The sequence below is a fragment of the Sphingopyxis sp. EU05-FHT14B03 genome (assembly GCF_058790875.1).
In genome coordinates this window covers 885,233-911,087 of sequence record NZ_JBYTDC010000001.1, presented here as the reverse complement: position 1 = coordinate 911,087, position 25,855 = coordinate 885,233, and the positions used below count along the sequence as shown (strand labels likewise).

Below are 25,855 nucleotides of genomic sequence, written 5' to 3'. Positions count from 1 at the left end.
GCAAGATGAGCACCGAAGTCAAAGTCCCCACCTTGGGTGAAAGCGTCACCGAAGCGACGGTCGGCGAATGGTTGAAGCAGCCGGGTGAGGCGGTCGCGCTCGACGAGCCGATCGCGAGCCTCGAGACCGACAAGGTCGCGGTCGAGGTACCCTCGCCCGTCGCGGGCGTGATGGGGCAGCAGGTGGTCGCTGCGGGCGACACCGTCGCCGTCGGCGCGGTGATCGCGACGATCGAGGCTGGCAGCGGCAAGGCCGCGGCGCCCGCAGCGCCGGCTTCGGCGCCTGCTCCCGCCGCGAAAGCCGAAGCCGCAGCACCCGCGCCCGCCGCGACGGCGAGCGAAGAGACCGGCGACGGCGTCACCACCCTGTCGCCCGCGGTGCGTCGCCTGGTGCTCGAGCATGGCGTCGACCCGAGCAAGATCAAAGGCAGCGGCAAGGACGGCCGGTTGACCAAGGAAGATGTGCTCGCCGCCGCCAATAATGCGCCCGAGGCTCCGGCGGCCGCGCCGCCGCCCGCCGCTGCCGCCCCCGCGGCATCGGGCGCCTCCGGCCGCCGCGAAGAGCGCGTCAAGATGACCCGGATGCGCCAGACGATCGCCAAGCGGCTGAAGTCGGCGCAGGAAACCGCGGCGATGCTGACGACGTTCAACGACGTCGACATGTCGGCGGTGATGGCGACGCGCGACAAATATCGCGAAAGCTTCGAAAAGAAGCATGGCGTCCGCCTCGGCTTCATGAGCTTCTTCACCAAAGCGGTCGCGCTCGCGGCGCACGACATTCCGGCGGTCAACGCGCGCATCGACGGCGACGAGATCGTCTATTTCGATTACCTCGACGTCTCGGTCGCGGTGAGCGCGCCCAACGGCCTCGTCGTGCCTGTCGTGCGTAACGCCGACAGCCTGAGCTTCGCCGAGATCGAAAAGGCGATCGCCGACCTCGGCAAGCGCGCCAAGGAGGGCACGCTGACGATGGACGACATGACCGGCGGCACCTTTACCATTTCGAACGGCGGCGTGTTCGGCGGCCTGATGTCGACCCCGATCATCAACCCGCCGCAGTCGGCGGTGCTTGGTCTCCATCGCATCGAGGAACGTCCGGTCGTCCGCGACGGCCAGATCGTGGCGCGCCCGATGATGTATCTGGCGCTGAGCTATGACCACCGCCTGATCGATGGCCGCGAGGCGGTGACCTTCCTCAAGACGATCAAGGAAGCGATCGAGGATCCGACGCGGCTGCTGATCGACCTGTAATAGGGAACGCCGCATGCGCGACGCCACCGAAGCCTTGTTCGCCTATGGCACGCTCCAATATCCGGACGTGCAGCGCGAACAGTTCGGCCGGTTGCTCAGCGGTAAGGTGGACGCGCTGACTGGGTATCGGCTCGGACGGATCGCGATCGCCGACCCCGAGGTGGCCCGCAAAAGCGGCGAAAATCACTATCCGGTGCTCGCACCTGACAGCGAAGGCTCGCAGCGGATCGCGGGCACCCTATATTGGATTACAAGACAAGAACTCGAAGCGGCCGATGTCTATGAGGCCGAAGACTATCAGCGGCAGCGCGTCGCACTGGAATCGGGCGAGAGCGCCTGGGTCTATGTCGCCGCACCGGGCCTGCAATGGAGTATATGATGGCTGATTACGATTACGACGTCCTTGTCATTGGTGCCGGCCCCGGCGGCTATGTCGCGGCGATCCGTGCGGCGCAGCTCGGCCTCAAGACCGCCTGTGCCGAAGGGCGCGAGACGCTCGGCGGCACCTGCCTCAATGTCGGCTGTATCCCGTCGAAGGCGATGCTCCACGCGTCCGAATATTATGACGCCGCCGCCAATGGCGCGATGGCGAAGATGGGGATCGACGTGACCCCCAAGCTCAACCTGCCCGCGATGCACGGCCAGCGCATCGACGCGGTCAAGGGCCTGACCGGCGGCATCGAATTCCTGTTCAAGAAGAACAAGGTCGACTGGCTGAAGGGCTATGCGCAGTTCACCGGCAAGGACAGTGTCGAGGTCGCGGGCAAGACGGTCCGCGCCAAGAATATCGTCATCGCCACCGGATCGTCGGTCACCCCGCTGCCCGGCGTCGCGGTCGATAACGACAAGCAGATCATCGTCGATTCGACCGGCGCGCTCGAACTCGCGAAAGTTCCCGAGCATATGGTCGTGATCGGCGGCGGTGTGATCGGACTCGAACTCGGCAGCGTGTGGCGCCGGCTTGGCGCGAAAGTCACCTGCGTCGAGTTCCTCGACCAGATCCTGCCCGGCATGGACGCCGATGTGCGCAAGGACGCGAACCGCATCTTCAAGAAGCAGGGCATCGAATTCAAGCTGAAGACCAAGGTCACCAAGGTCGAGGTCAAGGGCAAGAAGGCCGTGCTGACGCTCGAGCCCGCCGCTGGTGGTGACGCCGAGACGCTCGAGGCCGATGTCGTGCTGGTATCGATCGGGCGCCGCCCGAACACCGAAGGGCTGGGCCTCGACAAGGCGGGCCTCGCGGTCAACGCGCGCGGCCAGATCGAAACCGACCATGATTTCGGCACGCAGGTCCCTGGTATCTGGGCGATCGGCGACGTTATCCCCGGCCCGATGCTCGCGCATAAGGCCGAGGACGAAGGCATTGCGGTCGCTGAGAATATCGCCGGGCTGACCGGCATCGTGAACCACGACGTCATCCCCTCGGTCGTCTATACCATGCCCGAGATCGCCGGCGTCGGCCTGACCGAAGAGCAGGCGAAGGAGCGCGGCGAGGTCAAGGTCGGCAAATTCCCGATGGCGGGCAACAGCCGCGCCAAGACCAACCACGAACCCGACGGTTTCGTGAAGGTGATCGCCGATGCCAACAGCGACCGCGTGCTCGGCGTCTGGATCATCGCTAGCGTCGCGGGCACGATGATCGCGCAGGCCGCGCAGGCGATGGAATTCGGCGCCACGTCGGAAGACATCGCCTACACCTGTCACGCCCACCCGACGCACAGCGAAGCGGTGAAGGAAGCGGCAATGGCGGTGACCGGCAAGCCGATCCACATCTGACAGGCATTTGGGGGAGAGAGTGATGGCGAAGCATGGGCTCTGGGCAGCGGCTTCGCTCGCCCTCTTTCTGGTCCCGGCGGGCGCTCAGGCGGCGCCTGACATGGCTGCGGCGAACGCGCGGCTGACCGCGCTTCTCGACAAAAATTATCCGGCTCTCGAGGCGGTCTACATGGATTTGCACGCCAATCCCGAACTGGGGATGCAGGAGGTGCGGACCGCCGCGATCCTCGCCCAGCATCTCCGCAAGGCGGGCTTCACCGTGACCGAGAAGGTCGGCGGGACCGGCGTCGTCGCGGTGCTGAAGAACGGCGACGGGCCGACCTTCCTGGTGCGTGCCGACATGGACGCGCTGCCGATGGAGGAAAAGACCGGGCTGGCCTGGTCGAGCAAGGCGCGCGCGACCTATGAGGGCAGGGATGTCCCCGTGATGCACGCCTGCGGCCATGACACGCACGTCGCCTATCTGATCGGCGTCGCGCAGGCGCTGAGCGCGATGCGCGACAGCTGGTCGGGGACGGCGGTGCTGATCGGCCAGCCGGCCGAGGAACCGCTCAAGGGCGCGCGCGCGATGCTGGATGACGGGCTGTTGACGCGTTTCCCCAAGCCCGACTTCGGCTTTGCGGCGCATGTCTCGAACCTGCCGTCGGGTGTCGTCGCGATCAAGGCGGGCGCGGGGTCGTCGGCCTCCGACAGCTATTCGATCACCTTCCACGGCCGCGGCGGGCACGGATCGATGCCCGCGGCGACGATCGACCCGATCCCGATCGCCGCGCGCTTCGTCACCGATACGCAGGTGGTGATCAGCCGCGAGAAGGATCCCGCCGCCTTTGGCGTGCTGACGATCGGCGCGATCAACGCCGGCAGCGCGCCCAACGTCATCCCCGACAGCGCCGAGGTGAAGGTCAATCTGCGTTCGCAGTCGCCCGAGGTGCGCAAGCTGCTCCAGGACGGCACCGCGCGCGTCGCGAGATCGGCGGCGGCGATGGGCAATGCGCCCGAACCGACGATCCGCTACCTGAGCGGCACCGGCATTCTCACCAACGACGAGACGATGGCCAAGGCCGCGGTCGCGGCGCTGACCCCGGTGTTCGGCAAGGGCCTCGTCTTCGCCCCCGCGAGCGCGGCGCCGATGTCGGGCAGCGAGGATTATTCGGAATTCGTCGATGCGGGCGTGCCGTCGCTGTTTTTCGGCATCGGCGGTTATGATCCCGCGGTGCTTGCCGACCTGAAGGCGAAGGGCGAACCCGCGCCGACCAACCATTCGCCTTTCTTCGCGCCGCAGGCCGAGCCGGCGATTCGCAACGCGGTGACCGCGATCATGCTCTCGATCGTCGGCGGCGTTCGCCCTGCCGCGAAATAGCGAGGCGCGATGCCCGTCCCCGACAATGACCTGCTGATCCGGCTGCTCGATCTTGCCGGGATCGGTGTGTTCGCCTTGTCGGGGGCGCTGATGGCGGTGCGTCTGCGCCAGACGCTGGTCACCGCGATGTTTTTCGCGCTGGTGACCGGGGTCGGCGGCGGCAGCGTGCGCGACCTGCTGATCGGCGCGCCGGTATTCTGGGTGCAGGACGGGGCGATCGCGGCGGTGTGCATCGCGATCGCGCTGGTCGTCTGGGTGACGCCCGAACGCTGGTGGCAGGGGCAGTTGCTCGAATGGGCCGATGCCGTTGGGCTCGCGGCCTATGCCGTCTTCGGCACCGCCAAGGCGCTGGCGTGGGGCGTGCCGCCGGTGCCCGCGCTGCTGATGGGGGTGATCACCGGCTGCGTCGGCGGCACCATCCGCGATATCCTCGCCGGGGTGCCATCGATCATCGTCAGGCCTGAAATCTATGTCACCGCGGCGGCGCTCGCCTCGGGGCTGTTTCTGGCGCTGCTCTGGCTTGGCGCGGGGACGCCGGTCGCGGCGCTGAGCGGTGCGGTCGCGGGCTTCGTCCTGCGCGGCGCCGCGATCTACTGGTCGCTGGCGCTGCCCGCCTATCGCGAACCGACCCGCTGAACGGGTCCCGGTTCGGGACGGAATGACCCGAACGGCAGCCGGGCTGTCAGAATCGATTAACCCGCCACGCCTAGCCCGCATCGCACGAAAGGGGCGCGTGGGGGCCTTGGAAGTCTTGTTGATCAGTTTCGGCGCCGGCGTCGCGTCGGCCGACTGCGCGGTCGATTGCGATGCGGCGATGACGGCGGGGGTCATGCTATTGGCCGCGCCGCCGATCCTCGCCGCGGTGATGCTGCGCGACCGGCTGTTCGCGATGTGTGCGGGATGGGGTGAACGGTTCGGCCGCTTGCGTGCCGCGCGCGGCTCCTGCGCCGCGGGCTTGCCAAATACGCTGGCTGTGGCAGGTTCGTCGGTGAACACGGATGTCAGCACCATCGCCGCGCGAAGGGCCTGACCCTTGCAGGGGCTTTCCATGACGACAATGCAGACGACCGCAAATGGCATCGACATCACCTATGAGGACAAGGGGCCGCGCGATGCGCCGGTCATTCTGCTGGTGATGGGACTGGGCGGGCAATTGACTCTGTGGCCCGACGAGCTCGTCGATGCGTTGAATGCCCATGGTTTCCGCACCATCCGCTACGACAATCGCGACGTCGGCCTGTCGACGCGCTTCGAGGCGGCGCGGGTACCCAACCTGAAATGGATGTTCGTCAAGGCGGCGTTGCGCCTGCCGGTGCGTCCCGCTTACACGCTTGCCGACATGGCGGCCGACGGGGTGGCGCTGCTCGACCATCTCGGTATCGCGCAGGCGCATATCGTCGGCGCGTCGATGGGCGGCATGATTTCGCAGCATATCGCGGCGCGCTATCCCGACCGTACGCTGTCGCTGACCTCGATCATGTCGACGACCGGCAACCCCAGATTGCCGCGCGCCAACAAGGACGCGATGGCGGTGCTCGCCAACCGGCCGATGAGCGGCGATCCCGAGGCGATGATCGCCTATTCGGTGCGCGCCGCGCGGGTGATCGGCAGCCCCGCCTATCCCGCCGAGGAGGAACGGTTGCAGCGCCGGGTGCGCGGCGATTTCGAGCGCGGCTGGTACCCGCAGGGTGTCGCGCGCCAGATGGCGGCGATCGTCGCCGACGGCGACCGCCGCGCGATGCTGAAGACGATCACCGCGCCGACATTGGTCATCCATGGCGAGGCCGATCCGCTCGTGCCGCTCGCGGGCGGCAAGGACACCGCGGCGAGCATCCCCGGCGCGCGCTTGATGACGATCCCGGGCATGGGGCATGACCTGCCGCTCGCGCTCGTCGATACGCTCGCCGATGCCATCGCGGGTCATGCGCGGGAGCTGGCGGCGGCGGCATGAGCGCGCTGAAGACGCGGCTGCGCGCGCAACTGCTCCGCATCCATATCTGGCTTGGCTGGCTGGTCGGCGTGCCGCTGATCCTGTGGACACTGTCGGGGTTGGTCATGGTGATCAAGCCGATCGACGAAGTGCGCGGCAGCGATCTGCGCAGCGAGCCGGTTGCGATCCCCGTGACCTTGGCGGCGGTGCCGCCGCAGCTGAATGGCCGACCGGTGCAAAAGCTTGAGCTGGCGATGCGCGGGGCGAGACCGGTGTGGCTGGTGCGCTATACCGGCGACGACAGCCGCGCCGCCGATGCGACGACCGGCGCGCTCTTGCCGCCCCTCACCGCTGCCGAGGCGCGGGTGATCGCCGATGGCGCGCTCAAGGCGCCGGGCAAGCTGCTATCGGTACGCCGCTTCGCCGCCGACGCCAATCCGATCGAACTGCGGCGCGATCGCCCGGCGTGGCGGATCGTTTATGACGGCGGGCTTCATGCCTATGTCGATGCCGATACCGGCGAGTTGCTGGCACTTCGGACCGGATATTGGCGCGGCTACGATTTTTTCTGGGGGCTGCACATCATGGATCTGCAGACCCGCGAGGATACGCACCACCCGCTGCTGATCGGCTTCACGGCGGTCAGCCTGGTGACGGTTGTGCTGGGATTCGTGATGCTGTTCGTGCGCCAGCGGCGGCGGCGCAAACAGTCCCCCTCCCGCTTGCGGGAGGGGTTAGGGGAGGGCATGTCGTAAGGGCGGGAAGGCAACAGGCCCTCCCCCGACCCTCCCGCAAGCGGGATGGGAGTATCAGCGCATCAACAGCGCTAGCGTCGCCAAAAAGCCCTTAGCCTCCGCCTGGCCCGGCCGCGGCACGGCGGGCAGATAGGCGCGGCAGTCGAGGCACGATGCCTGCACCGACCCGGCCTCGGTCAGCAGCGAGAGGTCCTGCACGACGCGGCGTTCGATCATCTGGCGGTTCATCGCCGCGATGCCGAACCAGCCGCGCGGCAACGCCGCGGTCGGTTCCTGTTCGGCGCCGGTCCAGCTGGCGAGCATCTTCGAAAACTCGCTCGGCTCATTCTCGAAATATTTGGCGTGGACGTCGCCATCGACCTTGGCCAGTTTAGCCGCGGCGGCAATCGCGTCGGGCAGCCCGCCGAACTGGTCGACCAGCCCGATCTGGCGCGCGGTGCCGCCGGCCCAGACACGCCCTTCGGCGATCTCGCGGATCTTCTCGATCGGCTGCTTGCGGCTTTTGGCAACGAGGCCGGTGAAGCGCCCGTAGATATCCTCGACGCTGGCCTGCGCCAACTGGTTGAACTCGTCGTTCACCCCTCCGAGGATGTCGGGCTGGCCCGACAAGGGCGTCGTCTTGATGCCGTCGGTGGTCACGCCGGCCTTGGCGAGCGTTTGTTCGAAGCTTGGCAGGATGCCGAAGACGCCGATCGACCCGGTGATCGTGTCGGGTTCGGCGAAGATGCGGTCGGCGGGCGTTGCGATCCAGTAGCCGCCCGACGCCGCGACATTGGCCATCGACACGACGACGGGCAGTTTCTTCGCCTTTGCGGCGAGCAGCGCCTGGCGGATTTCCTCCGACGCGAGCACCGACCCGCCGGGCGAATCGACGCGCAGGACGATCGCTTTGATGCTGTCGTCGGCCGCAGCATCGAGGATGTGCTGGGCGATCGTCTGGCCACCGGCGCTGCCGTTCGGAGCCTCGCCATCGACGATCTCGCCAATCACGGGCACCACCGCGATCGCGCTGCCGGGCTGCTTCGGCGGATTGGCGGCGACCCAGTTGTCGAGCGGGATCGCATTATAGTTCCACGGCTGGCTGTCGTCGAATGCGCCGCTGATTTCGGCGACGCGGCTGCTGAACGCCATCCGGCTGCCGAGCGTGTCGATCAGCCCGGCGTCGAGCGACGCCTTCGACAGGTCATTGCCCGCGCCGCGCACCGCACCCGCGGTGTCGGCGATGAAGGGATCGATCTTCGCCTTCGGGCGGGCCTTTTTGACGTCGGCCAGCCAATTTTCCCACAGGGCGCCGGCATAGGCGAGGTCGGCCTGTTTCGCCTCGGGCGACTGGTCGGCGCGCAAATAGGGTTCGACCGCGCTCTTGAAGGTGCCGACGCGATAGATGTTCGCGGTGACGCCGAGCTTGTCCATCAGCCCCTTGTAATAGAGCCGCGAACCGCCGGGTCCGGCGATCGCGACGCCGCCGATCGGGTCGGCCCATATCTCGCTGGCGTGCGAGGCGAGCTGATAGCTGTCGGTCGTGTAGGCGGTGGCGAAGGCGAGGACGGGCTTTTTCTGTGCGCGGACCTTGTCGAGCGCGTCACCGATTTCGGCGAGCGAGACCTGGCCGCCGCCGAGGAAGCGGTCGAGGTCGAGTACCACCGAAGTGATACGCTTGTCATCGGCTGCGGTTTCGAGCGCGTGAACGACGTCGCGGACGCGAATTTCCTTGAGGTTGTTGCCGCCCGACAGCGCCGCGAACGGATCGATCTCGGCGGGCTGTTCGGTGACGACGCCGTCGAGCTGGAGCAGCAAAGCGCCTTCGCTGACCGGCAGCGACGGATTGGGGCGTCCCGCGAACAGGCCGAAGAGTACGACGAAGAAGAGGAGCAGGAAGATGAGCGCCAACCCGTCCTTGATCGCGACGAGCAGGTTCCAGACCTTGCGCGGAAAGCTGGTGGTGCCTTTCGGCTTGTCATCGCCGGGCAGCGGGCGGCGAACGGGGATGGCCCAAGGGCCGGCGGGATCGTTGGGCGTGTTCGCGGTGCTGTCGGTCATGCTTGCAAACCTAGGGATGCGCCCCGTCCTTGGCAATGCACGCTTCGACCGGCGGGCGACGACGCCCCACCGGCGGCGTCAGAGCCAGTTTTCGCGGCGGTACCAGCGGACGGTTTCGGCCAGCGCATCGCCGGTGTCGAGTTCGGGGCGCCACAGGTCCGGCGGCGGGCCGGCGCCGTTGGTGGCGACCCAGTCGGGATGCGCGATATAGCGCGCGCGGTCGGGGGTCAGCTTGGCGCGGCTGCGGCGCACCAGCTTGTCGATCCGCCCGCCGGCCTTGAGCAAGGTCGCCGGAATAGTGAGGGTCGAAACATGGCTGCGGCCGACGGCGCGGCCGACCGCGCGGGCAAAGCTGCGGTGCGACCAGCCGCCGGGTTTGCCGTCGTCGGGTTCGTAAATGGCGCCGATGCTGGCGTCGCGATCGGCGGCGAGCGCGACGAGCAGGCGCGCGAGTTCATCGACGTAGATTGCCGACATCCGCCCGGCGGGCGGCAGCAGCGCGATGCCGCGGCGCGCCATGCGGAAGATGTCGAGCATCTCGGTATCGCCGGGTCCGAACACGGCCGGCGGGCGAACGATCGTCCAGTCGAGCCCGCTCGCCTTGACGATCGTTTCGGCGCGCGCCTTCGACCAGCCGTAGTTGGAGAGGTCCGGCTCGCGCGCCGCAAGCGACGAGACATGGACGAAGCGGGTGATCCCTGCGCCGCGCGCGGCATCGACGACGTTGCTGGTCGCGGTGGCGTTGCCGGCTTCGAACGCGGCGCGGGTGGGCACATTGACGACACCCGCGATGTGCAGGACGATGTCGCTGCCCGCCGCGAGGTCGGCGAGTGCATCGGGCTGGTCGAGCGCGCCGGCGATCCAGGTGACGCCGTCGCGTTGCTCCTGCGGACGACGGGTGAGGGCGCGGACGTGCCAGCCCTGTTCTATCGCGCGTCGCATCGTCGCGCCGCCAACAAAGCCGGTCGCGCCGGTCATCGCCAGCACCGGCGCGGTCACAGCAGCACCATATGGTCGCGGTGGACGACGGCGCTGCGCGGCGCATAGCCGAGCGCCGCCTCTTGCGCGTCGCGGCCGAGGCCGAGGATCGCGGCCGCGTCGGCGGCGGTATATTCGGCAAGACCGCGCGCGACGACGCGATCATCGGGACCGGTGATGTCGAGAATGTCGCCGCGTGCGAAGCTGCCTGCGACGGTCGATACTCCGGCGGCGAGCAGGCTGGCGCCGCCCTGCAGCGCCTTGACCGCGCCGGCGTCGATGCCGAGCCGTCCCTTGGCGGTCAGCCCACCGGCGAGCCAGGCCTTACGCGCGCTCGCGCCCTTTTCGGCGACGAACAGGCTGTGCGGCGCTTCGGTCGAGAGCGGGTGGTCGATGCGTCCCGACGCGATGGCGAGATGCGCGCCCGCGGCGTTGGCGATCCGCGCCGCCGCGATCTTCGACACCATGCCGCCCGATCCCATGCCCGAGGCCGACCCGGCGTCGGCCATCGCCTCGATGGCGGCGTCGATACGCTCGATGCGCGCGATATGGACGGCGCCATCCTGCGCGGGGTTGCGGTCGTACAGCCCGTCGATGTCGCTGAGCAGGATCACGCCGTCGGCGCCCGCCGCCTGCGCGACGCGCGCGGCGAGGCGGTCGTTGTCGCCGAAGCGGATTTCCTCGGTCGCGACGCTGTCATTCTCGTTGATGATCGGCACGACGCCGAGGCTGAGCAGGCGGTCGAGCGTCGCGGCAGCGTTGAGGTAGCGGCGGCGATGTTCAAGATCGTCGAGCGTGACGAGCATCTGCGCCGCGGTCAGCCCCTCGGCGCCGAGTACCTCGGCCCACACCTGCGACAGTGCGATTTGCCCCGTCGCGGCGGCCGCCTGCGCATCCTCGAGGCTGGCGCGCCCGCCCTTGGTCAGCCCGAGCCGCCGTGCGCCGAGCGCGATCGCGCCCGACGAGACGACCGCGACCTGCTGGCCTGCCCTGGCGCGTGCGGCGATGTCGGCGGCGATGCCGGTCAGCCAGTCACGCCGCACCGTGCCGTCCGGATCGACGAGCAACGCCGAGCCGATCTTGACGATCAGGCGGGGGCAGGCGGCGGGCGGAAAGAGGCTCATGATGGCGCCGATAGCGCGGGCGGCGCCGCGCGCCAATGGCTTTGCTCAGCGATCGCCGCCGAAGGTGTAGCTGAGCGCGACGCCGACCGATGGCTGGTCGCGCGACCCCAGTTGGCGGACGACGGGCGAGCGCGCGGCGTCGCCGACGAGGCGGTCGTAGCGGGCATAGGCCGCGAGACCCCAGTTCGGGCTGAGCTGGCGGAGATAACCGGCGGTCAGCCCGACCGCGTGAACGCCGCCGTCGATATCGAAGGCGGGAAGGCCCGAGGCGGCCGCCGCGGCCGGGCTCACCCCGAAATAGGCGCGCTGATATTTGCCGTCGCCGAGCGTCACGCGCGGGCCGACGGAGAAGAGCCAGTCGTCGCCGTCGCGCACGACATAATCGGCACTGACCTCGCCGACGAAGCCGTCATGGCCGCCGAGGCCTCGCCGTGCCTCCGCCCGCAGGCGGAAGTTCGGGGTCAGCGACACCTGCGCGAACCCGCCCGCTTCGATCGTCAGCCCGACCTTGGGCAGGTTGGCGCCGACATCGGCGGCGGTGCGTTTGCCGACGAAGCCGAAGGCCGGACCGAAGGCGAAGTCGCCGGCCTGGAGGAGCGGCGCGCCGAAGCTTTCGTCGGCGGCTTCGAAGGTGAATTCGGTGCCTTCATGCTCGCGCGAGAGATCGAGATAGGGGCCGATCGACAGGTCTTTCGCGCCCGGCCAGGCTGGCGAAAGCTGTGGTCCGGCGATGATGCGCGTGCGTTTGGGGGCGGGCGTTTCGGCCTCTTGCGCGAAGACAGGCGCCGTCAACGCCAGCAAGGACGAGGCGGCGAGGCTATAAGGGATCAGGCGACGAGGGGGCATTGGGGACTCCTGCTGTTCCCTCAACCAAGTCCCGCCTCGGCGCTTGGTTCCTAGACGGGGGACCATGCGGCGTCGGCATCGCCGTCGGGGTCTTCGCCCGCGACGTCGCCCACGACGGCTTCGAGCAGCTTGTCGAGCACCGCCTCGACCCCGGCGCCGCTCGCGCCCGACAGCGCCATCACCGGATGGCCGCTCGCTTCGGCCAGTTCGGCCGACAGCGCGGCGATCAGCTCGTCGTCGAGCGTGTCGATCTTGTTGAGCGCGACCACCACCGGCTTGTCGAGCAGGTCGGCGCCATAGGCCTCGAGCTCGTTGCGCACGATGCGATAGCTGGTCGCGACATCCTCGTCGTTCGCGTCGACGAGGTGGAGCAGCACGCGGCAGCGTTCGATATGGCCGAGGAAGCGGTCGCCGACCCCGGCGCCGTCGGCGGCGCCCTCGATCAGGCCGGGGATGTCGGCGACGACGAATTCATTGCCCTTGTGGCTGACGACGCCGAGCTGCGGGCGCAGCGTGGTGAAGGCGTAGGCGCCGACCTTGGCCTGCGCATTGCTCACCGCATTGATGAAGGTCGATTTGCCGGCATTGGGCAACCCGACCAGCCCCGCGTCGGCGAGCAGCTTCAACCGCAGCCACACCCACATCTCCTCGCCGGGCCAACCGGGGCCGTGCTGGCGCGGGGCGCGGTTGGTGCTGGTCTTGTAGCTTGCATTGCCGCGCCCGCCGTCGCCGCCGCGCAGGAAGGTGACCTGTTCGCCCTCCTTGGTCAGGTCGGCGAGCAGGCTGCGCTCTTCGTCGTCGTCGAGGATCTGGGTGCCGATCGGCACCTTGATCAAGAGGTCGGGGCCACCGGCGCCGGTGCGGTCGCGGCCGGCACCGGGGGTGCCGCGCTTGGCCTTGAAATGCTGGGTGTAGCGAAAGTCGATCAGCGTGTTGAGCCCGGCGACCGCTTCGAAGATGATGTCGCCGCCCTTGCCGCCGTTGCCGCCGTCGGGACCGCCATATTCGACATATTTCTCGCGCCGGAAACTGACGGCGCCGGGGCCGCCGTCACCGGACTTCACGAATATCTTGGCTTGATCGAGGAAATGCATGGCGGGGCCTTTGGGCGCGGGAGACGGGAAAACTACACATCAAATCCCGTTCGTGTCGAGCGAAGTCGAGACACCCATCGGGGCACACGACCGAAGGGAGTCTCGACTTCGCTCGATGCGAACGGAATGACGGGATGCGGCCCCTTAGCGCGCGCGCAACAAAATTGCTAGCCTTCAGGCAGCAGGCTTGCCGCCGTGCTCAGCCCAGAATTTCGCGATCCTGCCGGTGATCAATTCGGTCGCCAGCACCCGCGACGTGTCGCGCGGCAGGTCGAGCGCCTCGGCCATCGGGCCGCCGAGCTGCGCATCGCCCAGCGCCATCAGCACCAGTGCCAGCGTATCTTCGTGCATCAGGCGCTTTTCATGCGCGTCGGGCGCGATGTTGTCGATCAGCCGGTGGATCGCCTCGACGATCGGGTCGAGCGCATCCTCGTTGCCCGTCGCAGCCATCCAGGTCGCGAGCGCGCCGGCGCCGCCCTCGTTGAAGGCATCGAAGGCGAGGTCGACGATCTCGCGCACATTGCGTTCGCCCGGTGGCGATTCCGCCATCTTCCGGCCGATCGTCGCGCAGACGGTTTCGGCCTGATAGGCGGCGAGTGCCTTTTGCAGTCCCGCCGCGCTGCCGAAATGATGCAGCAGATTGGCGTGGGTGCGGTCGATGCGCGCCGCCACGGCTTTCAGCGTCACCGCCGCCGGCCCCATCTCGATCAGGATCGTCCGCGCCGCCTCAAGCGCTGCCGACCGGCTCTCTTCGGGACTCAGGCGCTTCTTCGCTACTATTGACACCACTGTAAGTAACCTTTAACATATGCCCCATAGGACGTCCCCACGCCCTTCCTCTCCTTTTCGACGGTGCAGACCATATGTCCAGCTTTTCCCACAACCCGACCCCCGCCGACCTTGCGATCACGCCGCGCGACATGCGCTTCGGCCGCGACGACCGGCAGGGCCGCTGGTGGCTGAACGGCGACCCGATCGCCTCGGCTTTTCACACCGCGCTGTCGGTGACCTTCCCGCGCGGCGAGGCGATGTTCATCGAGGCGGTGAAAGCGCACCGCGATGGCGTGCCCGACAAATTGGCGCGCGAAATCCGCGCCTTCACCCAGCAGGAGGTGATCCACAGCCGCGAGCATGTGGTGTTCAACAAGAAGGCGGCGGAAGCGGGTTACGACCTCAGCGAGCTCGAAGACGATGTGAACCACGTCCTCGACCTGATCAAGGCACGGCCGCAGATCGTCAACCTGATGGCTACGATCGCGCTCGAACATTATACCGCGATGATGGCAGCGGTGATGCTGCGCGACGACAGCATGTATGCCGGCGCCGAACCCGAATGGGCGGCGCTGTGGAAATGGCACGCGATCGAGGAGATCGAGCACAAGGGCGTCGCCTATGACACCTGGCTGCACGCGACGAAGGACTGGAGTCGCTTCAGACGCTGGCGCGCCAAGTCGATCATGATGCTGCTCGTCACCACCCGCTTCTGGCCGAAGCGCGTCAAGGGGATGAAGGCGCTGCTGAAGCAGGACGGCCTGACCGGCTGGCGCGTCACGGCGCGCATCTGGTGGTATCTGCTCGGCAAGCCGGGGGTGCTGCGCAAGAGCTTCCTGCCCTGGCTCAGCTATTTCCTGCCCGGCTTCCACCCGTGGAATCACGACGACCGCGCGCTGATCGGCAAATATGAAAGCGATTATGTCGATGCGGTGATGCCGCAGCACAGCTCGGCTGCGCCGGCGCGGCACGAGGAATTGGCGGCCGTGGCCGCCTGACCGGCTCGTAAAGGCGGAGCCTCCAAAGGGCTCTCTCTCCCCATTTTCGGGGCTTCGCCTTTGCGGGATCAGCGGCTTGCGGCGCGTCGTGTGCGCTGATAGCCCGGCGCCATGTTCACGACGCCCCCGATCATCGAAACCGACCGCCTGCGCCTGCGTGAGCACCGCCTGTCGGACAAAGCCGACCATATCGCGATGTGGGCCGACGAGCGCGTGACGCGCTTCATCGGCGGCGAGCCGCGCCCCCCCGACGTCAGCTGGGGCAAGTTCCTGTCGGCCGCCGGGCTATGGCCGGTGATGGGCTTTGGTTATTGGGTGTTTGCCGACAAGGTCACCGACAGGCTGATCGGCATGGGGGGCTTAAGCTATTTCGGTCGCGGCATCCCCGAACTCGAAGGACAGCCCGAGGCGGGTTGGGCGTTCGACGCCGACCATTGGGGCGGCGGCCTCGCGACCGAGGCGATGGGCGCGGCGCTGGCCTGGGCCGACGCGAACCTCGACGCGGCGGACATCCGTTGCATCATCGAACCGGGACATGGCGCATCGGAGCGCGTCGCGGCGAAGCTGGGGTTCGGCCTGACCGGATCGAGCGACGTGCTACCCGAGATCGTTAATATCTACGCGCGACCGCGCGGCGGATAGAGATATTCGTCATTGCGAGCGGAGCGAAGCAATCTCCTTCGGCTCCTCGCAATGACGAGATGTGGTTTAGCCTAAGCCAGTTCCACCACCAGCAACCCGCCCTCGGCGCTGACGACGCGGACCTTCGTGCCTTCGGCGGTATCCGGGCCGCGCACCGGCCATTCGCCGTCGCCGACCTTGGCGCGGCCACGGCCGTCTTCGATCGCCTTGGTCACCGTCAGCACTTCGCCGACCAGCCGCCCGCCGCGCTGGTTGAGCAGCGGGTCGGTGGTGGTGATCGGATTGTCGCGCAGATATTTGCGCCCCGCGTAAAGCGCGACGATCGACAATATGGCAAAGATGGCGAGCTGCAGCGGGACACCGATCGGGACGATCCACGCGACGATGCCGGTGACGATCGCGGCGGCGCCGAGCCAGACGAGGAAGAAGCCCGGCGCGACGATCTCGGCCGCTGCGAGCAGGACGCCGATCGACAACCACGCCCAATGCGGCTCCATGTTCGCAATCCAGTCGGGCATGTCAGCGGCTCCCTTCGCGGCTGGCCAGCGCATCCTTGGCGAGTTCGCCGATGCCGCCGAGCGTGCCGATCAACTGCGTCGCCTCGACCGGGAACAGGATCGTCTTGGCATTGGGGCTGGTCGCGAACTGGCCGACCGCCTCGACATATTTCTGCGCGATGAAATAGTTGATCGCCTGGGCATTGCCGCTCGCGATCGCGTCCGACACCATCTGGGTCGCCTTGGCTTCGGCCTCGGCTTCGCGTTCGCGCGCCTCGGCGTCGCGGAAGGCCGCCTCGCGGCGGCCTTCGGCCTGCAGGATCTGGCCCTGCTTCTCACCCTCGGCGCGCAGGATCTCCGACGCGCGCATGCCTTCGGCTTCGAGGATGTTGGCGCGCTTTTCGCGCTCGGCCTTCATCTGCCGCGCCATCGCGTTCGAAATGTCGGCGGGCGGGCGGATGTCCTTGATCTCGACGCGGGTGATCTTGACGCCCCACGGCGTCGTCGCATCGTCGACGACGTGCAGCAGGCGCGCGTTGATCTCGTCGCGCTTCGACAGTGTTTCGTCGAGGTCCATCGAACCCATCACGGTGCGCAGGTTGGTCGTCGTCAGGTTCATGATCGCAAGATAGAGGTCGCTGACTTCGTAAGCGGCCTTCGCGGCGTCGAGCACCTGGAAGAAGACGACGCCGTCGACCGCGACCATCGCATTGTCCTTGGTGATGATTTCCTGGCCCGGGATATCGAGCACCTGTTCCATCATGTTCACCTTGCGGCCGACACGATCGAAGAAGGGGGTGATGAAGTTGAGCCCCGGCTGCGCGGTGTGTGTGTAGCGTCCGAACCGTTCGATCGTATAGCTGAAGCCCTGCCGGACCGGCGTCATCGCCCAGATCAGGAAGAACAAGGCGAGCACCACGATCGCGATGGCAAACCCAAAACCCATGACAAATCCCCTCTGCTTGGTCGCAAACCTCTGGCGCTAACTTATTGCGACATTGCCCGGCTTGCGCCACAGAAAAGCGCATGATCGATTTTGCGCCCCGCTCGCTGCTCTATGTTCCCGGTTCCAACGCCCGCGCACTGGAGAAGGCGCAGGGGCTTGCGGCCGACATGCTGATCGTCGACCTTGAGGATGCGGTGCCCGGCGACCGCAAGGAAGAGGCGCGTGCCGCGATGCGTGCGGCGGTGGTCGCTGGGTTCCCGGGCAAGCGGATCGCGGTGCGGATCAACGGCACCGGGAGCGAGCATCAGGCGGCCGACATCAACGCGGTCGCCGGGCTGCCGCTCGATGCCGTGGTGCTGCCGAAGGTCGATGCGATCGCCGACCTCGAACCCGCACGCGGGCTTGCTCTGCCTTTGCTCGCGATGATCGAGACGCCGACCTCGATTTACGCCGCGCGCGACATCGCCGCCGACCCTGCGGTCGCGGGCCTGATCGCCGGACTCAACGACCTTGCCTACGAACTGAAGCTGCCCGACGGCATGGACCGCAGCGCGATGAGCCACGCGATTCAGGCGATCGTGCTCGCGGCGCGGGCGGGCGGGAAATATGGCTTCGACGGGGTCTATAACGCCATCGACGACGCCGAAGGTTTTGCGACGGAAGCCGCCGAGGGGCGGCGGCTGGGGTTCGACGGCAAGACGCTGATCCACCCGTCGCAGGTCGAGCCGTGCAATGCCGCCTTTGCGCCGTCCACGCGCGAGATCGCCGAGGCCGAAGCGCTGGTTGCCGCGGCGACCGGCGGGGCGCAGCGACATCAGGGGCGGATGATCGAAGATATGCATGTCGCCGCGGCCCGCGCGCTGCTGGAGCGGGCGGGGCGATAAACGCCCGATCCGCTTCGACGAACCGTCTTGCCGGTCGTTCGCGGACATGCCATGCCGCGCCGCCATGCACGCAATAAAATTTCGCGCCGCGATCGCGGCCGTCGCTCTGATCGCCGTCTCCGTTTCCGCCGTTCAGGCCAGGCCGGTCGATCCCCCGATTACCGAAGCCGACCTCGCCGCGCATATGCGCGTGCTGGCGAGCGACGCGTTCGAGGGGCGCGCGCCGGGGACCGAGGGCGAGAACCGCACCATCGCCTATGTCGTCGGCGAATGGGCCAGGATGGGGCTCCAGCCCGTGCCGGGCAGCGAAACCCCCTGGCTGCAACCGGTGCCGCTGGTCGAAAGCGCCGCGATCGCGGGCAGCGTCCAGTTCAAGGTACGCGGCCGCGCCTTTCCGCTGTCGGACGACAGCATCGTCCTGACCGGACGCGACGCCTCGCTGGCGCTGGCGGACGTGCCGGTGATCTTCGTCGGCTATGGTGTCGATGCATCGGGCAAGGTCGCCGCCGATGTGAAGGGCAAGGTCGCGATCCTGCTCTCCGACGCGGTGCCGTTCGGCGAGAAGATGCCGCGCTATCGCGACCGGCGCCAGATGCTCGCCGAAGCGGGCGCGACCGCCGTGCTCGTCGTCGCGAGCGATGCGCTGCCTTGGGCGGCGGTGCAGGGATCGTTCGGATCGCAGACCACCAAGCTTGCCGGCGCCAAGCCCGGCGCGGCGGCGACGGGCTTCATCGCGGCGCCCGCTCTGCAGGCCTTGCTGACCAAGGTCGGCAAGCCGGCGGTCGCGGCGCTCGAAGCCGCCAAGTCGCCCGATTATCGCGGCACCGACCTCGCCGTCACCGCGAACCTCAGCGCCGAGACCGAAGTGCGTCCCTATGCCAGCCACAATATCATCGCCAAACTGCCGGGCGCGAAACCCGACGGCAAGGCGGTGCTGTTCCTCGGCCATTGGGACCATCTGGGGATCTGCGGCGACGAGGGCGATGCCGATCGCATCTGCAACGGTGCCGTCGACAATGCGAGCGGCATCGCGGTACTGACCGAGGTCGCCAAGCGGCTCGCGAGCGGACTGCGGCCCGACCGCGACATCTATTTCATGGCGACCACCGCCGAGGAAAAGGGCCTGCTCGGGGCCACTTATTTCGCCGATCATCCGGTGGTGCCGCTGGGTGACATCACCGTCGCGCTCAACATCGACACTATCGCCATCTCGCCGCGCGGCACCCCGGTCGCAACGATCGGGCGCGGGCGTCCCGCCTATGACGCGGTGGTGCGCAAGGTTTCCACCGACCTCGGCCGCAAGCTCGACGAGGATGGCGAGGCCGACGCCTTTGTCCAGCGGCAGGACGGCTGGGCACTCGGCGCCAAGGGCGTGCCGTCGCTGATGGTCGGGGGAAGTTTCTCGGACATGCCGTTGCTCGAGAAATTCCTCGGCAGCGACTATCACAAGGCCGCCGACAATTTCAGCGACGCGATCCCGCTCGGCGGCGCGGCGGAGGATGCCGACCTGCACGTCGCGCTCGGTCGGGTGTTCGCCGACACCAAGGCTTGGTCGGGAACGGAGAAATAGGGCCGGGGAAATAGGCTTCGTCATTGCGAGCGAAGCGAAGCAATCCAGGGCGGTTTACGCCTGCTCTGGATTGCCGCGTCGCTTCGCTCCTCGCAATGACGAGTTGATGAGGCTGATCAGGCCGCCTGCTTCGCCCGTTCGCTCATTTCCTGGTTGAGCATTTCGGCCAGCAGGAACGCCAGTTCCAGCGACTGACCCGCGTTCAAACGCGGGTCGCAATGGGTGTGATAGCGGTCGGCGAGGTCCATCTGGGTCACGTCCATCGCACCGCCGGTGCATTCGGTGACATTCTGGCCGGTCATCTCGATATGGATGCCGCCACCATGCGTGCCCTCGGCGCGGTGGACCGCGAAGAAGCCGCGCACTTCGGCGAGGATGCGCTCGAACGGGCGCGTCTTGTAGCCGTTGGGCGTCTTGATGACATTGCCGTGCATCGGGTCGCACGACCAGACGACGGGATGGCCCGATCCCTTCACCGCGCGCACCAGCCTGGGCAGATGCGCTTCGATCTTGTCATGGCCATAGCGCGTGATCAGCGTCATGCGGCCCGCGACATGATTGGGATTGAGCGTGTCGAGCAGGCGCAGCAGCACGTCGGCTTCGAGGCTCGGTCCGCACTTCATGCCGACCGGATTGCCGATGCCGCGGAGGTACTCGATATGCGCCGAGCCTTCGAAGCGGGTGCGGTCGCCGACCCACAGCATATGGCCCGAGGTGTCGTACCAGCCGCCGGTCAGGCTGTCCTGCCGCGTCAGCGCCTGCTCATAGGGAAGCAGCAGCGCTTCATGGCTGGTGTAAAAGCTGGTGCCCTTGATCTGCGGCACCGTTTCGGGCGTGACGCCGCAGGCTTCCATGAAGGCGAGCGCTTCGGAAATGCGCGCGGCGGTTTCCTGATATTTCTTCGCCCAGGGGCTGCGGTCCATGAAGTCGTGCGTCCAGGCGTTGACCTGGCGCAGATTGGCATAGCCGCCGCCGGCGAAGGCGCGCAGCAGGTTCAGCGTTGCCGCCGACTGGTTGTACGCCTTGACCATGCGCTGCGGGTCGGGCGCGCGGCCCGATGCTTCGAACGCGATGTCGTTGATGATGTCGCCGCGATAGCTCGGCAGCTCGACGCCATCGATGTCTTCCATGTCGGCCGAACGCGGCTTGGCGAACTGGCCCGCCATCCGGCCGAGCTTCACCACCGGCATTTTCGACGCGAAGGTCAGCACGACCGCCATCTGGAGCAGCACACGGAAGGTGTCGCGGATGTTGTTCGGATGGAATTCGGCGAAGCTTTCGGCGCAGTCGCCGCCCTGGAGCAGGAACGCCTTGCCCTCGGCGACGCGGCCGAGTTCGCTGGTCAGTTCGCGCGCCTCGCCGGCAAACACCAGCGGCGGATAATTCGACAGCTCGCGCTCGGCGGCGGCGAGGGCGACCTCGTCCGAATAGGTGGGAAGCTGGCGGGCTTCGTGCGAGCGCCAGCTGTGCGGCTGCCATGGCTGTGTCATAATCAAAATCCAAAAATCGAATCGCGCGCCGCCATGGCGCGAATGGACCATGGAGGCAAGGATCAGGAAATTAGCATCGGCGCGGCTTTTGCGCACCTGTGCTTTTCTTTGCCGCGAAAAACTGATAGTTTGCTATGGTTTTGGGACGTGCGCGCGGGGATCGCGATCGTCCGTTCGGCAATCCGTAACCTTCTACACTTAGTGGCCCAGGTAAGGGGCCACCTGTTGAAAAGATTCATATGGCGAGTTTCGATCCCGCCTGGTTCGGATATGGCGCACTTTTGCTGGTGCTCGGAACCAGCTTCGCGCTGACCCTGACGCACGTCCGCATCGGGCTGGCGCTTGCGGCGCTGATCGCGCTGCCGCTCACCCTGTTCCATGCTCCGGGCGCCGGCTATTCGCTGCTCGTCGGGCTGATCCTCGCGGTCAACCTCGGACAGGTGGGGCGGGACTGGATCGGCGATGCCCAGGTGGCTTTTTCGCCGGAGGAACAGGAATTGCGGCGGCTGCACTTCGAAGCGCTCAGCCCGAGCAATGCGCGCCGGCTGATCGATCAGGGGCACTGGATTTCGGCGCGGCGCGGCGAGGTCTTGATCCGCGAGGACCAGGCGGCGCCCAGCCTCTTTTACCTTGCCGACGGGGTTGCGACGATCCGGCGCGAGGGCATCGACGTCGGCACCGTGGCGGGCGGGACGCTGATCGGCGAGGCGACGGTGCTCGACGGCAGCCATGCGACCGGGACCGTCTTGCTCGCGAGCAACGCGCGGATGTGGTTCATCCCGGCGCATTCGCTGCGCGCCTATCTCACCGCCAATCCGGGCATCGCCGCCACGCTGCACGAAGGCTTTGCGCGCGCGCTTCGCGGTAAATTGGCGAACGCCAACGCCCGCATTGCCGACCTGCCACCCATCGCTTAGGGTCTGCCGCATTATTGTCATCGGCGGCTTCTAACATGGACTATATATGGCACTGACTTTGTACGGAATTCCCAATTGCGACACGGTGAAAAAGGCGCGGACCTGGCTCGATGCGGCGGGCGTTCCGTACAGATTCCACGATTTTCGCAAGGACGGGCTCGATCCCGCGACGCTGCAATCCTGGGTCGACGCGATCGGCTGGGAAAAATTGCTCAACAAGGCCGGGACGACCTTTCGCAAGCTGCCCGACGCGGACAAGGCGGATCTGGATGCGGGCAAGGCCAAGGCCTTGATGCTCGACCAGCCGGCGATGATCAAACGGCCGGTGGTCGAGGCGGACGACGGGGTGAGCGCGGGCTTTTCGGCCGCCGAATGGCAGACGCGTTTTGCATGATCCGGCGATGGGCGGTGGTGCCGGCGCTGCTGCTCGCGGCGTGCGGGGCTGAGCCGATGGCGGCGCAGCAACCGACGCTGGACGGCAAACCGCCGATCGTCATCGCGCACCGCGGCGCGTCGGGCGAGCGCCCCGAGCATACGCTTGAAGGCTATCAGCTCGCGATCGACCTCGGTGCCGACTATATCGAACCCGACCTCGTGCTGACCAAGGACGGCGTGCTCGTCGCGCGCCACGAGAATGAGATTTCGGAGACCACCGACGTCGCCGATCATCCCGAATTCGCCGGCCGCAAGACCACGAAGACGATCGATGGAACCGCGTTCACCGGATGGTTCACCGAGGACTTCACCCTTGCCGAACTCAAGACGCTGCGTGCGAAGGAACGATTGCCGCAACTGCGCAGCACCGAATATGACGGCAGATATGAGGTTCCGACCTTCGCTGAAATCCTCGACCTGCTGGCCGAAGTGAACAAGGGGCGCCGCGTCCCGGTCGGCGTCTATCCCGAAACCAAGCATCCGGGCTATTTCGCGTCGATCGGCCTGCCGCACGAGGCGACGCTGCTGGCGATGCTCGACCGCTATGGCTATCGGGACCGCACCGCGCCGGTCTTCATTCAGAGCTTTGAGGTCGCGAACCTCAAGGCGATCCGCGCCAGGAGCGACCTGCCGCTGATCCAGTTGATGGACGGCGAAGGCGGTCCTGCCGACGATGCGAAGACGACCTATGCCGCCATGGCGACGCCTGCCGGGCTGAAAGCCATCGCCGCCTATGCCGACGGTATCGGACCCAACAAGGCGATGGTCATCCCGCGCGGCGCGCTCGGAACGCTGGGCGAGCCGACGACGCTGGTGGCGGACGCCCATGCGGCAGGACTCAAGGTTCATCCCTGGACCTTTCGCCGCGAAAATTATTTCCTGCCGCTCGCCGACAAGGGGGGCATCAATCCCGCCGGCCATGGCGATCTGGGCGCCGAGATCGACGCCTATCTGAAAACCGGCATCGACGGGCTGTTCAGCGACAACCCGCGCGAGGCCGTTGCGACGGTGAAAGGCAAGCCATGACCGAACGCGCATTGGGCCAGAGCGGCCTGTCGATCCGGCCCTTCATGCTCGGCGGCAATGTCTTCGGCATGACCGCGGACCGCGACGCGAGCTTCGCCGTGCTCGACCGATTCGTCGAACTGGGCGGCGGCATGATCGACACCGCCGACGTCTATTCGGCCTGGGTGCCGGGCCACAAGGGCGGCGAGTCCGAGCGCATGATGGGCGCTTGGCTGAAGGCCGGCGGCGCGCGCGACCGGGTGATGATCGCGACCAAGGTCGGCATGATGCCCGGCGGGCTGAAGCCTGATCGCATCCGCAAGGCGGTGCAGGGTTCGCTCGACCGGCTCGGCACCGACCGGATCGACCTGTATTTCGCGCACAAGGACGATCCGGACGTGCCGTTGGACGAGGTGCTCGGCGCGTTCGGCGAACTGGTCGACGCGGGCGTCGTGGACGCGATCGGCGCGTCCAACTATTCGGCCGATCGGCTGGCCGAGGCGCTGCGCGTGGCCGACGGCAACGGCCTGCCGCGTTTCACCGTGATGCAGCCCGAACTCAACCTGCTCGATCGCGGCCAATATCAGGGCGCGCTGCAGGATTTGTGCGTTGCCGAGGGGCTGGGTGTCGTCACCTATTTCAGCCTTGCTTCGGGGTATTTGTCGGGCAAATATCGCAGCGTCGACGACATCGGCCAAAGCGCGCGCGGCCCGCGCGTGAAGCCCTATGTCGAGGGCAAGGGGCCGGCGATGCTGGCGGCGATGGATACCATAGCGGCGGAGACGGGTGCCACCCTGTCGCAGATCGCGCTTGCCTGGGTCGCCGCCCAGCCGGGCGTCACCGCGCCCATCGCGAGCGCGACGAGCGTCGCGCAACTCGACGAGATCATGGGCAGCGAGAATCTGACGCTGACCGCCGAGCAACTTGCGGCGCTGACTGCCGCCGGAGCCTAGTCGAGCGCGCAGCTTTCGAAGCTGATCCCCCGTTCGAACAGAAAGGCGCCGATCGTCTCGCGGGCGTCGGCGTGCGCATTGGCGTCGAAATCCTCTTCCGTCGTCGCGCTTGCCGGATCGTCGACCGGGTGTGCGACGTCGAAACGATGTTTGGCGCCGGGGTAGAGCTTTACGATGAACGGATATTCGGCGTTCTTCACACGCCCGGCGGCGAGGGCTTCGAGCTTTTTGGCCGGTGCGGTCCCGTCGGCGGTACCTTGCAGCGCGAGCACCGGCATCCGCTGCGGCCAAGGGGACGGCTGGCCGCCGACCGAGGGATAATAGACGATCGCGGCGCGAATGCCGCTGTCAGTGCCTTGCTTGCTCGATGCCAGCGTGAGTGCGCCTTCGCCGCCGCGCGACCAGCCGACGACGACGCCGGGGCAGCGCATGTCGAAGCGGCCCTGCTCACGCAGCCGTGCGATCGCGTCGAGCGCAATCGTCGCGCGCTTTTCACCCGCCGATCCCTTCGGGGCGAGCCGTTTGAGCGCCGCGTCGTCGTCCACGATCACGACGTCGATGCCGCGATCATTCAGATATCGGGCAAGGTCGGCATATTGATTGCCGGGTGCGAGCGTGCCGACCCCCGCAGCGCGGGGAAAGAATATCGCCCAGGGGCGTGGTTTCGTGTCGGGAGCGACCGGGATCAGGTGCAGGTCGGCGGGGAGCGGGGCGGGGGACTCCGCCGACAGCGGCGCGGCGGCCAGCAGGGCGGAGCAGAGCAATGCAAGGCGGGGCACCGGCGACTCCTTTCGGACGGTCCAGCCTAGGCCTTTTCGCGGGCGCTGCCAAATCAAGGTGCGGCCCCGGCCCCGGGGAGAGCCGAGGCCGCACCCGCGCGGCCGCGCTGTTTCAATCGGCGCTTTCGTCCCACTGGAACACCGCTTCGAGCGGCTTGTCGAACGTGCGCGCGATGCGAAAGGCGACTTCGAGCGAGGGGGAATATTTGCCCTGTTCGATTGCCGCGATCGTCTGGCGGGTGACCCCGACCCGGTCGCCGAGGTCGCCTTGGGTCATCTCGCCCGAAAGGAAGCGCAGCGTGCGGATGTCGTTGGTGAAAGGGGGCTTAGCCATGCCAGCCCCTCCGGTAGCTGATGAGCACGACGACGCTGTTTACCAGTTCGGCGGCGACGATCGCGAACAGGCCGCAATTCGCCAGCCGCACCCCGCCGTCGACGAAGGGCATATAGACGCCGACGACCATCATCCCCACCAGCAGCACATAATAGGCGGCGGTCGCCCCGCGGCGGCGGATCGCGCGGTCGCGCTCGTCGGCGCGCGCGCGCTCCGACTTCGGGGCCTGCGCCGACAGGATGATCGTGCCGACGATGACGGTGGCAGCATGCGCTATGGCGATCGATCCGAAGAGCCACAGCATGGGGAATATTTCGCGCCCGGCGGGATGCCCGGACAGGAGAAGCCCGAAATAGAGGGTATAGGCGGCGACCATCGCGATGACGTTCAGCCAGGCGGTCTTTTCACGGAAGTTCATCGACAAATCTCCGGTGTCGGCGCCGGCAAGCTGCCGCGCGGATTCGAGGGTCGCGGGGGACAT

At 67.2% G+C, this 25,855-nt stretch carries 28 protein-coding genes; 16 read left to right on the top strand and 12 right to left on the bottom strand.

The genetic code is table 11. The features are described from left to right. Positions 1-5: 5 nt before the first annotated feature. From odhB to AC3WS4_RS04410, 8 genes are all read left to right on the top strand, one after another. Entirely contained in the window at positions 6-1,250 is a 1,245-nt protein-coding gene (odhB, locus tag AC3WS4_RS04445; protein ID WP_492736228.1) for a 2-oxoglutarate dehydrogenase complex dihydrolipoyllysine-residue succinyltransferase, read from the top strand. Positions 1,251-1,263: 13 nt separating this feature from the next. After that, positions 1,264-1,629: a gamma-glutamylcyclotransferase family protein gene (locus AC3WS4_RS04440; protein ID WP_492736229.1), complete on the top strand. Its 366-nt coding sequence runs from the start codon at positions 1,264-1,266 to the stop codon at positions 1,627-1,629. Beyond that, positions 1,629-3,026 (top strand): dihydrolipoyl dehydrogenase, encoded by a 1,398-nt coding sequence (gene lpdA, locus AC3WS4_RS04435; RefSeq protein ID WP_492736230.1) that lies wholly within the window; start codon positions 1,629-1,631, stop codon positions 3,024-3,026. Before AC3WS4_RS04440 ends, lpdA begins: the two co-directional genes overlap by 1 nt. Before the next feature lie 22 nt (positions 3,027-3,048). After that, positions 3,049-4,386 (top strand): amidohydrolase, encoded by a 1,338-nt coding sequence (locus AC3WS4_RS04430; protein ID WP_492736231.1) that lies wholly within the window; start codon positions 3,049-3,051, stop codon positions 4,384-4,386. Positions 4,387-4,395: 9 nt separating this feature from the next. After that, positions 4,396-5,022 carry a trimeric intracellular cation channel family protein gene (locus tag AC3WS4_RS04425; protein WP_492736232.1) on the top strand — a complete coding sequence of 209 codons (627 nt, stop codon included), beginning with the start codon at positions 4,396-4,398 and terminating at the stop codon, positions 5,020-5,022. Between the two features lie 106 nt (positions 5,023-5,128). Further along, the gene (locus AC3WS4_RS04420; RefSeq protein ID WP_492742643.1) at positions 5,129-5,416 is read left to right on the top strand and encodes a hypothetical protein; all 288 of its coding nucleotides are present in this window, start codon (positions 5,129-5,131) and stop codon (positions 5,414-5,416) included. Between the two features lie 18 nt (positions 5,417-5,434). Continuing rightward, a complete protein-coding gene (locus AC3WS4_RS04415) occupies positions 5,435-6,337 on the top strand; it encodes an alpha/beta fold hydrolase (RefSeq protein ID WP_492736234.1) in 903 nt (300 codons plus the stop codon). Further along, positions 6,334-7,071, top strand: coding sequence for a PepSY domain-containing protein (locus AC3WS4_RS04410; protein WP_492736236.1), 738 nt, complete (start codon positions 6,334-6,336; stop codon positions 7,069-7,071). Before AC3WS4_RS04415 ends, AC3WS4_RS04410 begins: the two co-directional genes overlap by 4 nt. Positions 7,072-7,125: 54 nt before the next feature. Here the strand turns inward: AC3WS4_RS04410 and sppA are convergent, their stop codons facing one another. The 6 genes from sppA to AC3WS4_RS04380 form a co-directional block, all read right to left on the bottom strand. Then, entirely contained in the window at positions 7,126-9,111 is a 1,986-nt protein-coding gene (sppA, locus tag AC3WS4_RS04405) for a signal peptide peptidase SppA (RefSeq protein ID WP_492736238.1), read from the bottom strand. Between the two features lie 78 nt (positions 9,112-9,189). Further along, complete coding sequence (locus tag AC3WS4_RS04400; protein WP_492736623.1) at positions 9,190-10,089, bottom strand: NAD(P)H-binding protein; 900 nt, start codon at positions 10,087-10,089, stop codon at positions 9,190-9,192. A 17-nt stretch (positions 10,090-10,106) separates the two neighbouring features. Continuing rightward, on the bottom strand, positions 10,107-11,213 hold the full coding sequence (proB, locus tag AC3WS4_RS04395) for a glutamate 5-kinase (RefSeq protein ID WP_492736240.1): 1,107 nt from the start codon (positions 11,211-11,213) through the stop codon (positions 10,107-10,109). Between the two features lie 45 nt (positions 11,214-11,258). Next, positions 11,259-12,059 carry a MipA/OmpV family protein gene (locus AC3WS4_RS04390; protein ID WP_492736242.1) on the bottom strand — a complete coding sequence of 267 codons (801 nt, stop codon included), beginning with the start codon at positions 12,057-12,059 and terminating at the stop codon, positions 11,259-11,261. Positions 12,060-12,109: 50 nt separating this feature from the next. After that, positions 12,110-13,153, bottom strand: a complete 1,044-nt coding sequence (obgE, locus tag AC3WS4_RS04385) for a GTPase ObgE (RefSeq protein WP_492736244.1) — start codon at positions 13,151-13,153, stop codon at positions 12,110-12,112. A 174-nt stretch (positions 13,154-13,327) separates the two neighbouring features. Further along, positions 13,328-13,933, bottom strand: a complete 606-nt coding sequence (locus AC3WS4_RS04380; protein WP_056346987.1) for a TetR/AcrR family transcriptional regulator — start codon at positions 13,931-13,933, stop codon at positions 13,328-13,330. An 83-nt stretch (positions 13,934-14,016) separates the two neighbouring features. On the opposite strand from AC3WS4_RS04380, the gene AC3WS4_RS04375 reads away from it, so the two are divergent. Together AC3WS4_RS04375 and AC3WS4_RS04370 are read left to right on the top strand one after the other, a co-directional pair. Continuing rightward, the gene (locus tag AC3WS4_RS04375) at positions 14,017-14,922 is read left to right on the top strand and encodes a metal-dependent hydrolase (RefSeq protein WP_492736246.1); all 906 of its coding nucleotides are present in this window, start codon (positions 14,017-14,019) and stop codon (positions 14,920-14,922) included. 111 nt (positions 14,923-15,033) lie between these two features. Then, entirely contained in the window at positions 15,034-15,564 is a 531-nt protein-coding gene (locus AC3WS4_RS04370) for a GNAT family N-acetyltransferase (RefSeq protein ID WP_187141069.1), read from the top strand. Between the two features lie 71 nt (positions 15,565-15,635). Here the strand turns inward: AC3WS4_RS04370 and AC3WS4_RS04365 are convergent, their stop codons facing one another. Together AC3WS4_RS04365 and AC3WS4_RS04360 are read right to left on the bottom strand one after the other, a co-directional pair. Next, positions 15,636-16,082, bottom strand: coding sequence for an NfeD family protein (locus AC3WS4_RS04365; RefSeq protein WP_056343594.1), 447 nt, complete (start codon positions 16,080-16,082; stop codon positions 15,636-15,638). A 1-nt stretch (position 16,083) separates the two neighbouring features. Further along, a complete protein-coding gene (locus AC3WS4_RS04360) occupies positions 16,084-17,007 on the bottom strand; it encodes an SPFH domain-containing protein (protein WP_187141068.1) in 924 nt (307 codons plus the stop codon). 80 nt (positions 17,008-17,087) lie between these two features. On the opposite strand from AC3WS4_RS04360, the gene AC3WS4_RS04355 reads away from it, so the two are divergent. Further along, positions 17,088-17,891, top strand: coding sequence for an HpcH/HpaI aldolase/citrate lyase family protein (locus AC3WS4_RS04355; RefSeq protein ID WP_187141067.1), 804 nt, complete (start codon positions 17,088-17,090; stop codon positions 17,889-17,891). A 64-nt stretch (positions 17,892-17,955) separates the two neighbouring features. Further along, on the top strand, positions 17,956-19,461 hold the full coding sequence (locus tag AC3WS4_RS04350; RefSeq protein WP_492736250.1) for a M28 family peptidase: 1,506 nt from the start codon (positions 17,956-17,958) through the stop codon (positions 19,459-19,461). A 116-nt stretch (positions 19,462-19,577) separates the two neighbouring features. Here the strand turns inward: AC3WS4_RS04350 and AC3WS4_RS04345 are convergent, their stop codons facing one another. Beyond that, a complete protein-coding gene (locus tag AC3WS4_RS04345) occupies positions 19,578-20,951 on the bottom strand; it encodes a class II 3-deoxy-7-phosphoheptulonate synthase (protein ID WP_492736252.1) in 1,374 nt (457 codons plus the stop codon). A 239-nt stretch (positions 20,952-21,190) separates the two neighbouring features. On the opposite strand from AC3WS4_RS04345, the gene AC3WS4_RS04340 reads away from it, so the two are divergent. From AC3WS4_RS04340 to AC3WS4_RS04325, 4 genes are read left to right on the top strand one after another with little or no spacing between them, the layout of a single operon-like run. Next, positions 21,191-21,868 (top strand): Crp/Fnr family transcriptional regulator, encoded by a 678-nt coding sequence (locus AC3WS4_RS04340; protein WP_056343585.1) that lies wholly within the window; start codon positions 21,191-21,193, stop codon positions 21,866-21,868. 46 nt (positions 21,869-21,914) lie between these two features. Continuing rightward, complete coding sequence (locus AC3WS4_RS04335; RefSeq protein ID WP_492736254.1) at positions 21,915-22,262, top strand: ArsC family reductase; 348 nt, start codon at positions 21,915-21,917, stop codon at positions 22,260-22,262. Further along, positions 22,259-23,329: a glycerophosphodiester phosphodiesterase gene (locus AC3WS4_RS04330; RefSeq protein WP_492736256.1), complete on the top strand. Its 1,071-nt coding sequence runs from the start codon at positions 22,259-22,261 to the stop codon at positions 23,327-23,329. The genes AC3WS4_RS04335 and AC3WS4_RS04330 overlap by 4 nt, the downstream gene beginning before the upstream one ends. Beyond that, positions 23,326-24,261: an aldo/keto reductase gene (locus AC3WS4_RS04325; protein WP_492736258.1), complete on the top strand. Its 936-nt coding sequence runs from the start codon at positions 23,326-23,328 to the stop codon at positions 24,259-24,261. Before AC3WS4_RS04330 ends, AC3WS4_RS04325 begins: the two co-directional genes overlap by 4 nt. Here AC3WS4_RS04325 and AC3WS4_RS04320 read toward each other — a convergent pair. The 3 genes from AC3WS4_RS04320 to AC3WS4_RS04310 form a co-directional block, all read right to left on the bottom strand. Continuing rightward, a complete protein-coding gene (locus AC3WS4_RS04320; RefSeq protein ID WP_492736260.1) occupies positions 24,258-25,040 on the bottom strand; it encodes a dienelactone hydrolase family protein in 783 nt (260 codons plus the stop codon). The genes AC3WS4_RS04325 and AC3WS4_RS04320 overlap by 4 nt on opposite strands. Positions 25,041-25,152: 112 nt before the next feature. Further along, on the bottom strand, positions 25,153-25,374 hold the full coding sequence (locus AC3WS4_RS04315; protein ID WP_056343571.1) for a helix-turn-helix transcriptional regulator: 222 nt from the start codon (positions 25,372-25,374) through the stop codon (positions 25,153-25,155). After that, positions 25,367-25,855: a hypothetical protein gene (locus AC3WS4_RS04310; RefSeq protein ID WP_492736262.1), complete on the bottom strand. Its 489-nt coding sequence runs from the start codon at positions 25,853-25,855 to the stop codon at positions 25,367-25,369. Before AC3WS4_RS04310 ends, AC3WS4_RS04315 begins: the two co-directional genes overlap by 8 nt.